Consider the following 13,503-nt stretch of genomic DNA (forward strand, 5'->3'; position numbering starts at 1 on the left):
CCATGAGTGACGCGCCCCAGTCCCGTCCCTGCCCGGAGTGCGCGAGCCCGGTGCGGACGGCGGACCAGTCGTTCTGCGACGGTTGCGGAGCGTTCCTGCGCTGGGACACCCCGGCCGGGGCGGCCCCGGCCGCCGACCGGTCCGCCATGGAGCCGGCCCGCGTGCCGGGCCCGGCCGACGCTGCGGATGAGGCGCCGGAGCCGGCCGCCCGCGCCGCCGACGCGCCGGAGTCCGCCGCCGGCGCCGGGGGCCGTTCCCCCGCCGCCTCCGAGGAGGTCACCGCCCCGCTGCCCGCCGTGCCCCCGTCAGCCGAGGAAGCCGCGACCGTGCCCGTGCCGGGGGCGGTCGCGGAGGCGGAGGAGGCACCGTCCGGGCGCGCCGCGTCGGGGCGGCCCGCGCCCGGGGAAGCGGCGCCGGCGGCTCCCGGGGAGCCCTCGGACACGGTCGTGCGCTCGCTCCTCGTCCCCGTGCCGGGGAACCGGCCCGCGGAGCCGGCCGTCGCCGCCCCCGTGCTCCCCGCCCGTCCGGAGGCGGCGCGCCCGGCGGTACGGGCGGCCGCGGCGCCCGCCCCCGTCGAGGGCGGCACGCCGTGCCCGGCCTGCTCGCTCGCCAACGCTCCGGGCCGTCACTTCTGCCGTTTCTGCGCGACGCCCATGGTCCCGGAGCGGCTCTCCACGGCCGAGGGCCCCTACGCCGGCCGGCGGCCCGGTCTCGCCCGCGACCGGAGTCGCGTGCTGGTCCGCGCCCTGATCGCCGCGGCGGTCGTGGCCGTGGTGGTCGGCGGCGTCCTCGGCGGCCCGCCGGCCGCCCGCGCGGTCCAGGACCACTTCGCGACCCGCGTCCCGGTGCACCCGGTCGCCTGGGTGGCCTCGCATTCCGCGCCGGGGCAGGATCCGAAGCTGGCGGGCGACGGCTACTCCAACACCTGGTGGGGCACGGGGTACGCGGGCGATTCGGCGGGCCAGTACCTGGAGGCGCGGTTCGCCGAGCCGACCGATCTGCTCAGCGTCCTCGTCACGCCCGGCAGTTCGAAGAACACGACCCAGGCGGACGGCCAGGCCACCCCGCGGACCTTCGACCTCGTGGTCAAGGACGCGGCGGGCGAACTCCACGTCTCGCACCACCGCGTCAACGACGGCGGCACCCAGCGTGTCGACCTGCGGGTCCGGGACGCCCTGTCGGTCAGGCTGGTCCTGCGCACGGCCTGGCGCGCCGACCCCCGCAAGCAGGTGGCGGTCGCGGAACTGGAGTTCTTCGGCAGGTCGGTCTGACCCCCACGCACGAGTGCCGTCGGCGCGGGTGGCGGCGACGGCACTCGGAGGCGTACGGGGTCAGGGGCAGCTGATCCGGTTGTCGCCCGGGTCGGTGGTGCAGGTGTCGGTGCCGGGACCGCCGTTGGCGGTGTCGTTGCCGGCGACGCCGTCGGTGGTGGTGAGGCGGTCGTTGCCGTAGGAGCCGGTCAGGGTGTCGTTGCCCGGACCGCCGTTCAGGGTGTCGTCGCCGAAGCCGCCGTCGATGTTGTCGTTGCCGTAGTTGCCGTGGACGGTGTCGTTGCCGGAGTTCGCGCGGATGGTGTCGTTGCCGCCGAGGCCGCAGATGACGTCGCCGCCGGAACCGCCGTTCAGGGTGTCCGCGCCGCTGGTGCCGATGATCGTGCAGCCTCGCGCGTTGTTCACCGAGGTGGTCGCGGTGGCGGTGTTGGGGGTCGAGGGGTCGGGCTGGGTGGCGGTGACGCCGGCCGTGTTCGTGAGCGTGCCGGCGGACCGGGGCTCGGCCGTGACGGTGACCGTCGCGGCGGCGCCCGGAGCGAGGGAGCCGAGGGCGCAGCCGGCGCCGGTCGCGGTGGTCGTGCAGGTGCCCTGCGAGGGGACCGCCGAGACGAGGGTCGCTCCCCCGCCGGAGAGCGTGTCCGTGAGGGTGACCCCGGTCGCGGTGGCGGTGGAGGACGCCGCGTTGGCGACGGTCACGGTGTAGGTGGCGCGGTCCCCGATGCTCACGGTCGTCGTGCCGGACTTCGTCACCGACAGGTCGGCGTACGGCGGGGTCGTGCCGTCGCCGCCCTGGTAGCGGGCGAGGGCGAACTGGTGGCCCGCCCCGTAACCGGCCGCGACGATCTTGCCGTCGGGCTGGACGAGCACCCCGCGGGCCTCGTCGAAGTCGTTGAAGCCGGTGACCACGAAGCCGTCGCCGCCGAAGCCGGTGTCGACGGCGCCGTTCGGCTGGAAGCGGACCAGGCCGAAGTCGTTGGCCTCGGAGCTGTCGGGGTCGTCGGCCTGGCCGGCGAGGACGATCTTGCCGTTCTGCTGGAGCGCCATGGCGTTCGCGAAGCCGCCGTCGCCCGGGAAGGCGACCGAGGTGCGTCCGTCGCCGCTGAAGGTGGTGTCGGGGCTGCCGTCGGCGTTGTAGCGGAGCAGGGCGTAGCCGGCGCCGCCGGCGCCCGCGGCGAGGATCTTGCCGTCGGACTGCACCGCGGCGGCGCTGCCGAACTCGGTGCCGCCGAAGTCGGCGGTGACCATGCCGTCACCGCTGAAGGTGGTGTCGAGGGTGCCGTTGGGGTTGTAGCGGACCACGCCGATGTCGAAGGCGGTGTTGCCCACGTAGCCGACGGAGACGATCTTGCCGTCCGGCTGGAGGGCCATGCTCCGGGCGATGCCGCCGGCGTCCTGGGGCGAGGTGGGCGTGAAGCCGGCGACCACGGCCCCGTCGCCGCCGAGGGTGGGGTCGAGGCCTCCGCCGGTGGTGAGGCGGACCAGCGCGAATCCGCCGCCGGCGCCCTTGCCCGCGGCGACGATCCGGCCGTCGGGCTGCACGGCGACGTCGGCGCCGTCCGCCGAGCCGCCGAACTCGTCGATCCGTACCAGGCCGCCGTTGCCGAAGCCCGTGTCCGGGCTGCCGTCGGTGTTGTAGCGGGCCACGGAGAAGAAGCAGCAGCCCCCGCCCTCCTCCGCGACGACCTCGGTGGTGCCCGCCACGACGATCTTGCCGTCCGAGGGCTGGATCGCCACCGCGTTGGCCGAGTGGAAGCCTCCGCCGAAGTCGCTGGTCACGATGCCGTCGCCGTTGAAGGTCGGGTCCAGGGCTCCGTTGGTGCCGTAACGGGCGAGCGCGAAGCCCGCCTCGCTCATCCCCACCACGACCAGCCTGCCGTCGGCCTGCCGCGCGACGTCGTTGCCCTCCGCGGAACCGGTGATGGGGGTCGTCACCCGGCCGTCGGACCCGAAGGCCGGGTCGAGGTCGCCGGGTGCCGCGAGGGCGGTGCCGGGCAGGGCCAGGACGAGCGCGAGCCCGAGCGCGACCGGCGCCCCGGCCCTCCCGACCGGTCCCCGGCGCCGTGCCGCGGGTCTGAGGAGTGCGTGGGTCATGGGTGGACGAACCTCCGTCGTCGCAGGCGAACAGGGAACGGGCGACAGCTTCGGGCCCGAACCCCCCGCACCCGCGCGGACCGTGCCGCGTCGCGCCCCACTGGGCCCAGGGGAACCACCCCCTCGGCGGAGCGCGAGGGGCGCGCGGGGCCGGCGGCGGGGAGGGCGCCCCCGGCTCGGATCGTGTCCCGCCCACCGCGTACCCTCGCCACCGACGGTTGCGGGACGGACGGTGGGCAGGGCGAGGACGATGGCTGAGGGGCCCGGGCAGGGTACGGAGTCCGGTGACGACAGGGCGCGGACCGCGACCGTGCGCGTGTTCGTCGCGCTCGCCCCGCCCGACGACGCGAAGGACGAGCTGGCGCGCGAGCTGGGCCCCGCGTACGAGGCGTACCCGCGCATGCGGTGGAACCGGATCGAGGACTGGCACATCACCCTGGCGTTCCTCGGGGAGCTCCCGGTGGAGGCCGTCCCCCCGCTGCGGCCGCCGCTGGCGGAGATCGCGGCGGCGCGGCGCCCCGTGGAGCTGGCGCTGCGCGGTGGGGGGCACTTCGACGACCGGGTGCTGTGGAGCGGGATCGACGGCGACCTCGACGGACTGCACCGGCTCGCCGCCGAGGTGCGGGCGGTCGTCAAGGAGTGCGGCATCCCCTTCGAGGACCGGCCGCTGCGCCCCCATCTGACGCTCGCCCGGGCCCGCCGCGACGATCCGACGTCGGTGCTGGAGGCCGCCACCGGGCTCGCCGGCTTCACCGGCCGCCGATGGGCGGCCGAGCGCCTCCACCTCGTCGGCAGCGACTACGGCCGCGGTCCCGGCCCGATCCGCTATCGCGACATCGAGTCCTGGTCCTTCGCTCGGCGGTAGCCGAGAGCGCGGCACTCGACGGTGAAGACGGTGAACCGGAAGGAGCCGTACGGTTTCGCGGCCGGGAGGTTCTCGGCGTCGTGATCGACCGTCACGCGCCGGAGACCGAGCTCGGCCGGGGGGTCGAGGTCAGCGACCGTACAGACCGCGGCAGAGGTCGGCCGCGCCCATGGGAGCCCGGATGTCCTCGGCCTGGCGGCAGAGGCGGCGCATCTCGGGCGGCTGGGCCTCCGTCCGCGGGTGCGGGCGGACCGGGACGGACCGGTTCCCGGGCGAGGAGCGGGGCGGGGTCCTCGTACCGGACCTCCTGTGCGCGGGCTTCCCGTTCGTGGGCTTCCGGGGTTCGTCCGCCGTGCTCCGCGGGCGTTGCGGGGCCGCCTTCCGAGGTCGTGGGCGGCGGGCGGCGGGTTCCTCGGCGGCCGGGTCGGCGGCCTTCCCGCCAGGGTCCCCGGCCGGTCGGGAAGCGGGGCGGGGGTCGGTGGCGGTCAGGGCCTCGCGAGGGGCGGGCTCCGTGGGTGCGGGCCAGGTGGGCAGCGGGGCGGGCGGGCGGTCGGCGGCCGGTGCGAGCCCGCCGGGACGGGGCGCCGGCGTCGGGGCGGAACCGTGCGGGACGGCCACGCAACCGGTGGCGAGGAGCGTGATGAGCAGCAGGAACGTGGCGCGGCGGGCGTGCATGGAGTCACGGTGCCCGAGCTCCGGGGGACGCGGACGGCGGCTCGGCCCGAGTCCACCGTGACGGGTGAACCGCCGCCGTGCGTGGACGGAGTGGTGCCGCCGTGTGCGCCCCGGCCGCGCGCCCCCGTACGACTTCGCGCTCCGGCGGTGTCAGCGGCCTCGCGCACGAGGGGCGTTCCGCGGCCGGGGCGAGGTGGACTCCCTGGTCGTGCACGACGACAAGAGGCCCGGGCGGCGCGGCCCCGGAGAATTCCGTGGCGGACCCGCGTCCTCACGCATGAGGATGAGCGGATGAGTGATCAACCCGAACGATGGAGCCGGGCGACCGTCTACCCCGACATGTGGGCGGACCCCGCCGACGACCCCCGCGAGAACGTCGACGGGCCTCCGGAGGGCGAGCTCGCGACGCTGCGGGACTTCCTCTCCGGCTACCGCCTGACCCTGCGGATGAAGTGCGAGGGCCTGGATCCGGAGCAGCTGGCCCGCCGTTCGGTCCCGCCGTCGACGATGTCGCTGCTCGGTCTGATCCGGCACCTCGCCGAGGTGGAACGGGACTGGATCACCTGGATCACCGGTGAACCGCTGCCGAAGGTGTACGGCGGGCGGGACGCGGACTTCGACGGGGCCGTCGCCGACCGGGCGGTGGTCGACGCCGCGTACGCCGATCTGGAGCGCGAACAGGCCGCGGCCGACGCGGCCCTCGCCCAGCACCCGGACCTGGGCGAGCGGCTCCCCAAGGACGGGATCGCGGTACGGGAGCTGATGGTGCACCGGATCGAGGAGTACGCCCGCCACTGCGGGCACGCCGACCTGTTGCGCGAATGCGTGGACGGAAGGGTCGGCCAGTGACGGGCGCGGAGCGCCCGGCGGTCGGGGACGGGGCACGGCCCACGCGGGTGGACGTGGACCGTGCCCCGTCCCGGCTCCGCCGTCCGGGTCGGGGGCTCATCGGGCGGTGAGGACGCTCGCCAGCGCGTCGGCGGTGGCCGGATGGGCGGTGAGGAGCGCGACGCCGGTTCCGGTCCGGGCCGCCGCGTCCGTCGTGGTCCAGCCGTCCGCGCGGCCCAGGAGCTCCGCGAGGGCGTCGCAGGTCGTCGGGTGGGCGGGGAGGAGTGCCGCGCCCCGGGGGGCGGTGGCCGCCGGGAGGACGCTCGGACCGGCCGGCCGGTGGTGCCAGGGCGGCACCCAGGCGTCCAGGGCCGCGAGCCGGGCCGGGAAGATCCGTCCCGCTTCGCGGATGAGCAGCGGGGCGAGTTCCGCGGCGTTCGAGCGGAGGGTCGTGATGAGGACCGGGAGCCACGGCAGCAGTACGTCGTCCGGCAGGCGCCCGAAGGCGTTCGACACGGCCTCCACCACCACGTCCGCGAGGCCCGGCACCGGTTCCAGGGCGTGCACGAAGCCGCTGAGGTAGCGCGGGTAGGACGGCACGACGAGGGGGTTGGCGAGGAGCTCGTCGCAGCGTGCCCGCAGCTCGCCCCGGGAGAGCGTGCCCAGTTGCACCCGCGCCGCCCACAGCAGGGCCGTCTTCGCGGGGTCCTCGGGGCGCGCCTGGGCGACGGCCAGCTCCAGCTGTGTCCGGTCGCAGCCCAGGGAGAGCGCCAGGCCCTCCATGCCGAACAGGAAGCCGAGCATCGCCGCCACCTGTCCCACCGTGGCGTCCTCGTCGCGGAAGGCCGTGGGAAGCAGCGTGCAGTAGTGCGCGTACCCGGTTCTGACGAAGGACTCGATCCACTGCGGGAGCACCGGTTCGCCGGTGCGGTGGTACGCGAGGAGCCGGCGCACCCGGCGCAGGACCTCCGGCGCCCCGTCGACCGTCCGCTCGCCCGCCAGGACTTCGAGGGCGCGGGTGCCGAGCTCGTCGGCGAGGCGCCGGCCGCCCAGGTACAGGGTGGCGTCCTCGACGGCCCCGAGGACCTCCGCGGTCGTCGCCCGCGGCCCGTACGCGGTGCGGCGCAGGCGCTGCTCCAGGACCTGTTCGAGGCTCACGCCCTCGTAGCCGAGCTCGATGAGCGCCCGCTGGTGGGTGCCGAGGGCGAGGTCCCAGGACTCCTGGATCGACCGCTCGCCGAGCCGCCGCTCTCCCATGACGGGCCGGGCGGCGCCGGCCGGCAGCAGGCGGCGGAGCATCCACAGGACGTCCGAGCAGGCCCGCAGTTCCGGCCGGGAGGTCATGTCGAGCAGGGCCCGGCGCACCCCGCGCTGCTGGAGGGTCAGCTCCAGGGGGGCCAGCCGGTCGTGGACGTCGCGGGCGAGCGGCGGCAGCGCTTCGTAGCCGACCTGGCCGATCCGGTCGCCGCCCATCATGATCTCGACGAGGCGGCGCACGTCCCGGCGCCCGGGCACGCCGTCCTTCTCGATGCAGGTGACCGCGGCGTCCTGGAAGTCGTACGGCGTGGGCTTGGCCCGGTCCCGCATCCCGGCGAGCAGGATCGACGTCTCGAAGACGGCGATGGCGTCGGCGGTGGAGGCCAGGTAGCCGTTGCGACGGGCGGCGCGGACGATGTCCACGGACCAGCCGAGCAGTTCGGTCTCGTCCAGGGCGTCGAGGACCGGCGGTCGTCGGAGGAAGCCGGAGAGGCGGTCCTCGGCCGGTGTCCCGGCGGGGAGGGCGGCGGCCGGCGCGGGGGTCCTCGTCGCCGTCTTCCTCGTGCCGGCCTGCCCTTCCAGGCGGTACGGCTTCACCCGGGTGCGCTTGAGGTTCTTCGTCCACTGCGTCGCGGCGATCGACACGGAGCCGGGGGCGAGGCCGAACTGGGCCTCGACGGCCGCGTGGCTGGAGGGGATCAGGCCGTACTGCCAGGTCGTGGCGGTGCGCGGCGGGATGGCGAAGGTGTCGCTGCCGCCCACGCCGAACTCGTCGACGCGGCTGGCGGCGTGGAAGGCTCCGCAGACGTACAGGCAGTCCGCCGGGTCGGTGCCGGTCGCCGCCAGGTGCTCGCGCATCCGGGTCCACATGTGGCGCTCGCGGTCCTCGTCGACGCGGACGCGGTCGCCGTCCCCCGGCGCGAGCCGCCGGAACAGGCTCCCGATGAGGAACATGACCTGGCGGTAGGTGTCGTGGTCGCTGTCGCCGAGGGGCACCTCGACGTACTGGTGCCACCATTCCGACCAGTGCCGCACCTTGCCGTGGCGCAGCAGGTGCTCCTCCAGTTCGGCGAAGCGCGGCCGCAGGTCGCCGATCTCGACGCCGACGGCCTCGCCGTGGAGCGCGGTCTCGGCCTCGGTGCCGCTCGTCCCCCCGCTCGCGGGCGCGGGCGGCTCCTCGCCGTCCGGGGCGTGGGCACGGTCGTGCCGCGCGTCCCACTGGAAGACGTGGTCGGAGGAGCGGTCGACGAGGACCAGTTCGACGCCGGGGGTGTCGAGGGCGTACGCGATGGCCTGGTACTCGGCGGAGGCCTCCGTGATCGGGGCCACGACCGACAGCGGCGCCCAGTCGGGCGGGAAGCCGTCGATGTCGCTCGCGAACGCCTGCACCGCCACCGGCAGCCGGCAGTTGCGCAGCTCGGTCAGGAGTGGCGCCATGTCCTCGCACAGCTCCAGGTACACGACCTTGGGCCGCTTCTGGCGCAGCCTGCGGGCCATGGCGAGGGCGGAGGCCGGCGAGTGGTGGCAGACGGGGAAGATCTCCAGCGGTTCCGCCACGGCGCGGTCGACGTCGTCGACCAGTCCGAGGAGGATGCCCTCCAGGGCGTCCGTCCCGCCGGCGAACTCCGCCGCCGCCTCGTGCAGTCGACCGCGCAGCGCGGTGAACGGGGTCCCGGTCACGACAGCTTCGCGATCGCTTCGCGGCCGCCCTCGAGGAACTCGGGCCAGGGCCCGCCCTCCTCCTTGCCGCGCGGCTCGACGACGCCGTGCAGGTACTTGTTGAGGATGGCCAGGTCCTCCGGCGCGCGCCGGGCGAGCGTGCCCACCAGGGAGGCGGCGAGGCTGCGGGCGGTCAGGGTCCGCTCGCCGAAGAAGTCGCCGTGCAGGATCGAGTCCTCGAGGACGCCGATCTGTTCGGCGGTCGAGAGGGCGGACTCCAGCTTCTCGTCGTCGCTGCCGGCCGCGGCGGCGGAGGCCCGCAGGTCGGCGAAGCTCTGGAGGAGGACGTCGAGGAGGGTGGGGGGCACGTCCAGTTCGATGGCGTGCCGGCGCAGCAGCTCCTCGGTGCGGAAGCGGACGATCTCGGCCTCGCTCTTCTTGTTCGTCACGACCGGGATGCGGACGAAGTTGAAGCGGCGCTTGAGCGCGGAGGAGAGGTCGTTGACGCCGCGGTCGCGGCTGTTGGCGGTGGCGATGACGGAGAAGCCCGGCTTGGCGAAGACGATGTTCTCGCCGTCCGCGCCGTCGAGCTCGGGGACCGAGACGTACTTCTCGGAGAGGATCGAGATGAGCGCGTCCTGGACGTCGCTGGTGGAGCGGGTCAGCTCCTCGAAGCGGCCGATGGTGCCGGTCTCCATCGCGGTCATGATCGGCGAGGGGATCATCGACTCGCGGGACTGGCCCTTGGCGATGACCATCGACACGTTCCAGGAGTACTTGACGTGGTCCTCGGTCGTGCCGGCCGTGCCCTGGACCACCTGGGTGGAGTTGCGGCTGATCGCGGCCGCGAGGAGCTCGGCGAGCCAGCTCTTGCCGGTGCCGGGGTCGCCGATGAGGAGCAGGCCGCGGTCGGAGGCGAGGGTGACGATGGAGCGCTCGACGAAGCTGCGGTCGCCGAACCACTTCTGCGCCACCTCCCGGTCCAGGCCGTCGGCGCGCTCGGAGCCGAGGACGAAGAGGCGGACCATCTTCGGGGACAGGCGCCAGGAGAAGGGCTTGGGGTTGTCGTCGATCGATTCCAGCCAGTCGAGTTCCTCGGCGTACTTGATCTCGGCGGGAGCGCGGAGCAGGTCGGACATGTGCGGAGCCTTTCGGTCTCAGGTCTCAGGTCTCAGGTCGCGGGTCTCGGGTCGCGGGTCTCGGGTCGCGGGGCTCAGGTGAGGAAGGTCTTGAGTTCGTGCACGAGCTTGTCGATGTGGCCGGAGATCACCGGGGTGCCGAGCGCTTTGAACCGCTCCCGGAACCAGGGGTTGACCTCCTGCCGTCCGGAGCTGGTCACCGAGCCCACGGGGATGAACCGCACCCCGGAGCGGTGGACCTCCTCGATGCCCTCGAACAGCGGCTGTGAGCGGTCGAACTCGTAGAAGTCGGAGATCCAGACCATCACGGTGTTCTTCGGCTCGGCGATCTTCGGCCGGGCCATGGCCATCGCCACGGGCCCGTCGTTGCCGCCGCCGAGGTTGGTGCGCAGGAGCACGTCGAAGGGGTCGCGCACCCAGGGCGTGAGGTCGATCGCACGGGTGTCGTACGCGATGAGGTGGACGTCCACCTTGGGCAGCCCGGCGAAGATCGAGGCGAGGACGGTGCAGTTGACCATCGAGTCGACCATGGAGCCGGACTGGTCCACGACGACGATCAGCCGCTGGGGCGTGGTGCGGCGGACGGTGTGCCGGTAGTGGAGGCGGTCGACGTAGAGCCGCTCCTCCTCCGGGCTCCAGTTGGTCAGGTTCTTCCAGATGGTGCGGTCGAGGTCGAGGTTCCGGAAGACCCGCTTGGGCGGGACCGAACGGTCCAGCTCGCCGGCGGTGGCCTTCTCGACCTGGGTGCGGAGCACTTCGGCGACCTCGTCGACGTACCGCCTGATCAGCGCCTTCGCGTTGGCCAGCGCCACTCCGGAGAGGTTGCCCTTGTCGCGCAGCAGCTGCTCGATCAGGGACATGCTGGGCGTGAGCCGGGCGGCCAGCGCGGGATCGGCCAGCACTTCCCGCAGGTGCATGCGCTGGACGAGGTCGGCCTCGACGGCGCCGAGCTCGGCTCCGAGACCGCCGCCGGTGAGGGCCGCTCCCGCCGCCCGCCCGCCGCGCGGCCCGCCGGGCGAGGAGCCCAGGGCGCGCTCCAGCCATCCCGCGTCCGCCTGCCAGCGGGCCAGCTGCCCGGCGGAGACGGCGCCGGAGCCGGTGGCGAAGACGTTCAGCAGCAGCTTCGACGCGAGCGCGGCGCGCCGTACCTCGGCGGCCCGGTCGCGCGCGCCGTCCGGATCGGGCTCCGGGGCCATCAGACCGTCGAACTCCTCGGCCAGCTCCGGGTGGCGCTGGACGACGGAGTCCACGGAGGCGCCCGGGTCGAGCAGCGCGGACGGCAGGCCGATGTCCTCGACGACGGCGAGGCTCGCCGCCTCCAGGGCGGCCTGCTCCTCGGGGTCGAAGAGCCGGGCGAGCAGCCGCCAGTAGAGGACCTGGCGCCGGTTGTCGTCGGGGTCGGGGCCGGCCGGCGCCGAGGGCACGGGACCGGCCGACGGCACGGGACCGGCCGAGGGAGCGAGGTCGGGCGAGGCCGTGGGGTGGGCCGGGACCACGGCATCGGGCGAGACGCCGGGGTCGGGCGAGGAGGTCGCTTCGGTCATGAGCGCAGCAGCCTTCCCGCTCGCTCGCGCAGGACGGCGACCGCGTCCGTGGCGGCCTTCTCCGCACGCGCTCCGGCCTTGTCGGCGGTGCCGCCGGCCCACGCGCCCGCGTGGACCGCGACGGTCTTCTTCCGGACGGTCGTCTCGACGGCGAGCGGCTGGAGGAGGAACCGTCCGGAGTCCCAGCGGAGCAGGCCCAGGCAGGCGCCGGACGCGGCGATCGCCTCCGGGGTGAGCGGGCCCGCGGCCGGTACGCGGTCGGTGTCGACGGCCAGCCGGCGGCCGGCCACGGTGAACGTCACCGGTCCGTCGTCCTCGCGCTCCGCCGCGTACCCCTCCAGGAGGACGGGCGCCGCGATCCGGACCGGGTGGCGGTCGAGCGGGGCGGTGACCGGGTCGGTCGCGGTGGCGAGGGCGACCCGGGCCGTGGCGAAGGGGTCGGCGGGCTCCCCCGCGCGGGCGCGCTCGTCGTCCCAGAGGAGGTCGCCCTCGGCGGTGACGGGCATGGCGTCGAGCTCCATGGCGCGGCCCTCGCTCACGGCGGTGAGCAGCGACATGCGCGGCCGCAGCAGCTGCCAGAGCCCGGCGCCGACGACGGTGTCCGGCTTGGGAGCGGACACCGCCGCCCGGACCAGGCGCGGTGGCGCCCCGTCGGCCGGTTCGAACACGGCGTGCACCTGGGCCTGTACGGCGGTCGCGTGCTCCTGGACGTCGACGCCGAGCGGCAGCAGACGACCGGTCGCGGGGGAACGGGCGGGCGTGCGGGCGGCTCCGGGCAGGGTCAGGAGCAGGGCGCGCGACCACAGGTCGGCCCAGCGGCGCACCGGGACCCTCTCCAGGGTGGCCCCGGGGCAGGAGGCGGCGAGTTCGGCCGAGAAGCCGTCGAGCAGCGTCGCCTGCCGGCGGAGCGCCGGGTCCCGCAGCATCGCGGAGACGACGGGCGCGGCGCCGCCGACGAGTTCGTGGTCGAGCCCCTGCCAGCCCGCGCGGGCGAGGTCGCAGAGCCAGGCGCGGGCGGCGGCGAGCACGTTCGCGACGGGCTCCTCCCCCTCGGCGGGCGGTGCGGTCCCCTCGGCGGCCGGGCGGCCGGTGACGTCGGCGACGCGGGCCGTCAGGGCGTCGTGGACGGATCCCATGAGCGCGGTGCGGGCGGCGGCGAGCGCGACGAAGTGGTCCTCGCCGGCGGCGCCGGCAGCGGTCTTGTCGGCGGCCTCGGCGACGAGGGAGGCGAGCGGTGTGCTGGCGAGGGCGTCCGCGAGCACGGCGAGGCCGTCGGTCTGCGCGGGCTGCGGGCGGAGCAGGCCGGCGACGAGCGCGTCGTCGAAGGCGTCCACGGCGGCCAGCGCCTCGTCGAGTCCGTCGACGGGGTCGTCGAGCAGGTCCGTACGCATCAGGCGACCGCCCTCGTCGGCGGGAACCACTGCATCTCGGGCAGCGGAGCGGTGACCGGCTCCAGTTCGAGGTAGGCGAGGTGCCTGAGGAAGCGGCTGAAGACGGGCGCGGCGGCCGAGGTGTCGCCCCGCGCGGGGCGCGTGGCGGTCATCGTCGTGAGGAGCGTCTGGGCGTCGGGCTCCCCGGCGGGCGCGTCGGCCTTCAGGTAGCGGGCGACGCGCCGCGCGCCGTACTGGAGGACGGCTTCGGTGACGAGGGCGCGGATGTGGTTGCAGAACGAGCCGCGCGCGCCGCCGCAGGGACGGTTGTTGTTGGTGCTGCACGCGAACGCGTACGTCCCGGCGGCGACCGAGGACACGTACACGCGCCCGATGTCGGACCCGCTGGACACCACGCCCTGCAACCGTCCGTCGGCCAGCTCGACGAACGGCACCTTGGCGAGTTTCCGCGGCCGCGCGGGCGGTACCACCCGCGCCTCGCTCGACCTCTCCCAGACCGGCAACGCACTTCTCCCATGCACGTCAAAGGGGATGTCCACGCCGGAGCGGCGGAACATCGACAACGTATCCCCGCCCACTGACAACGCCTCGGGGACGGCCTCGCGCAAGGCTTCTGACGGGCCGTCACGACCGGGTCCGGAGCCGGTCTCCGGACCGTCCGGGGCGGGCGGCGGGCAGGAGGGGGCGGGCGGCGGCCAGGACGGGAACGCGGTCCTCCTCGGGGGCGGAGCCCGCGGCGTCCAGGGACTCGGCGAGGAGGAGGGCGTCCCCGCCGGCCGTCGC

10 protein-coding genes are annotated in these 13,503 nt (G+C 75.0%); 3 read left to right on the forward strand and 7 right to left on the reverse strand.

Annotation, left to right across the window (positions count from 1 at the left end; translation table 11 throughout):
* The first annotated feature begins 2 nt into the window (after window positions 1–2).
* Window positions 3–1,271, forward strand: coding sequence for an NADase-type glycan-binding domain-containing protein (locus tag ACFYUZ_RS28020; protein ID WP_389313763.1), 1,269 nt, complete (start codon window positions 3–5; stop codon window positions 1,269–1,271).
* 60 nt (window positions 1,272–1,331) lie between these two features.
* Here the strand turns inward: ACFYUZ_RS28020 and ACFYUZ_RS28025 are convergent, their stop codons facing one another.
* Window positions 1,332–3,362: a calcium-binding protein gene (locus ACFYUZ_RS28025; protein WP_389313765.1), complete on the reverse strand. Its 2,031-nt coding sequence runs from the start codon at window positions 3,360–3,362 to the stop codon at window positions 1,332–1,334.
* A gap of 250 nt (window positions 3,363–3,612) precedes the next feature.
* Between ACFYUZ_RS28025 and thpR the strand changes: the two genes are divergently transcribed.
* Window positions 3,613–4,227, forward strand: coding sequence for an RNA 2',3'-cyclic phosphodiesterase (thpR, locus tag ACFYUZ_RS28030; protein WP_389313767.1), 615 nt, complete (start codon window positions 3,613–3,615; stop codon window positions 4,225–4,227).
* A gap of 129 nt (window positions 4,228–4,356) precedes the next feature.
* Here the strand turns inward: thpR and ACFYUZ_RS28035 are convergent, their stop codons facing one another.
* Window positions 4,357–4,902, reverse strand: coding sequence for a hypothetical protein (locus ACFYUZ_RS28035; RefSeq protein ID WP_389313769.1), 546 nt, complete (start codon window positions 4,900–4,902; stop codon window positions 4,357–4,359).
* Window positions 4,903–5,193: 291 nt separating this feature from the next.
* On the opposite strand from ACFYUZ_RS28035, the gene ACFYUZ_RS28040 reads away from it, so the two are divergent.
* The gene (locus ACFYUZ_RS28040) at window positions 5,194–5,751 is read left to right on the forward strand and encodes a DinB family protein (protein ID WP_389313771.1); all 558 of its coding nucleotides are present in this window, start codon (window positions 5,194–5,196) and stop codon (window positions 5,749–5,751) included.
* Between the two features lie 96 nt (window positions 5,752–5,847).
* Here the strand turns inward: ACFYUZ_RS28040 and ACFYUZ_RS28045 are convergent, their stop codons facing one another.
* The 5 genes from ACFYUZ_RS28045 to ACFYUZ_RS28065 all read right to left on the reverse strand — a co-directional run bounded on the left by ACFYUZ_RS28045 (window position 5,848) and on the right by ACFYUZ_RS28065 (window position 13,223).
* Window positions 5,848–8,667 carry a hypothetical protein gene (locus tag ACFYUZ_RS28045; protein WP_389313773.1) on the reverse strand — a complete coding sequence of 940 codons (2,820 nt, stop codon included), beginning with the start codon at window positions 8,665–8,667 and terminating at the stop codon, window positions 5,848–5,850.
* Window positions 8,664–9,785 (reverse strand): AAA family ATPase, encoded by a 1,122-nt coding sequence (locus tag ACFYUZ_RS28050; protein ID WP_389313775.1) that lies wholly within the window; start codon window positions 9,783–9,785, stop codon window positions 8,664–8,666. Before ACFYUZ_RS28050 ends, ACFYUZ_RS28045 begins: the two co-directional genes overlap by 4 nt.
* A gap of 74 nt (window positions 9,786–9,859) precedes the next feature.
* Window positions 9,860–11,329, reverse strand: a complete 1,470-nt coding sequence (locus ACFYUZ_RS28055; RefSeq protein WP_389313777.1) for a VWA domain-containing protein — start codon at window positions 11,327–11,329, stop codon at window positions 9,860–9,862.
* A complete protein-coding gene (locus tag ACFYUZ_RS28060; RefSeq protein WP_389313778.1) occupies window positions 11,326–12,720 on the reverse strand; it encodes a hypothetical protein in 1,395 nt (464 codons plus the stop codon). The genes ACFYUZ_RS28055 and ACFYUZ_RS28060 overlap by 4 nt, the downstream gene beginning before the upstream one ends.
* Entirely contained in the window at window positions 12,720–13,223 is a 504-nt protein-coding gene (locus tag ACFYUZ_RS28065; protein WP_389313780.1) for a hypothetical protein, read from the reverse strand. The genes ACFYUZ_RS28060 and ACFYUZ_RS28065 overlap by 1 nt, the downstream gene beginning before the upstream one ends.
* Window positions 13,224–13,503: the final 280 nt, after the last annotated feature.

The sequence above is a fragment of the Streptomyces sp. NPDC004266 genome (assembly GCF_042874095.1).
Lineage (GTDB): Bacteria > Actinomycetota > Actinomycetes > Streptomycetales > Streptomycetaceae > Streptomyces.

Coding starts and splice junctions, on each gene's coding strand:
- ACFYUZ_RS28020 (WP_389313763.1), top strand. CDS start 3: ATGAGTGACGCGCCCCAGTCCCGTCCCTGCCCGGAGTGCGCGAGCCCG.
- ACFYUZ_RS28040 (WP_389313771.1), top strand. CDS start 5,194: ATGAGTGATCAACCCGAACGATGGAGCCGGGCGACCGTCTACCCCGAC.
- ACFYUZ_RS28050 (WP_389313775.1), bottom strand. CDS start 9,785: ATGTCCGACCTGCTCCGCGCTCCCGCCGAGATCAAGTACGCCGAGGAA.
- ACFYUZ_RS28060 (WP_389313778.1), bottom strand. CDS start 12,720: ATGCGTACGGACCTGCTCGACGACCCCGTCGACGGACTCGACGAGGCG.
- ACFYUZ_RS28055 (WP_389313777.1), bottom strand. CDS start 11,329: ATGACCGAAGCGACCTCCTCGCCCGACCCCGGCGTCTCGCCCGATGCC.
- thpR (WP_389313767.1), top strand. CDS start 3,613: ATGGCTGAGGGGCCCGGGCAGGGTACGGAGTCCGGTGACGACAGGGCG.
- ACFYUZ_RS28025 (WP_389313765.1), bottom strand. CDS start 3,362: ATGACCCACGCACTCCTCAGACCCGCGGCACGGCGCCGGGGACCGGTC.
- ACFYUZ_RS28035 (WP_389313769.1), bottom strand. CDS start 4,902: ATGCACGCCCGCCGCGCCACGTTCCTGCTGCTCATCACGCTCCTCGCC.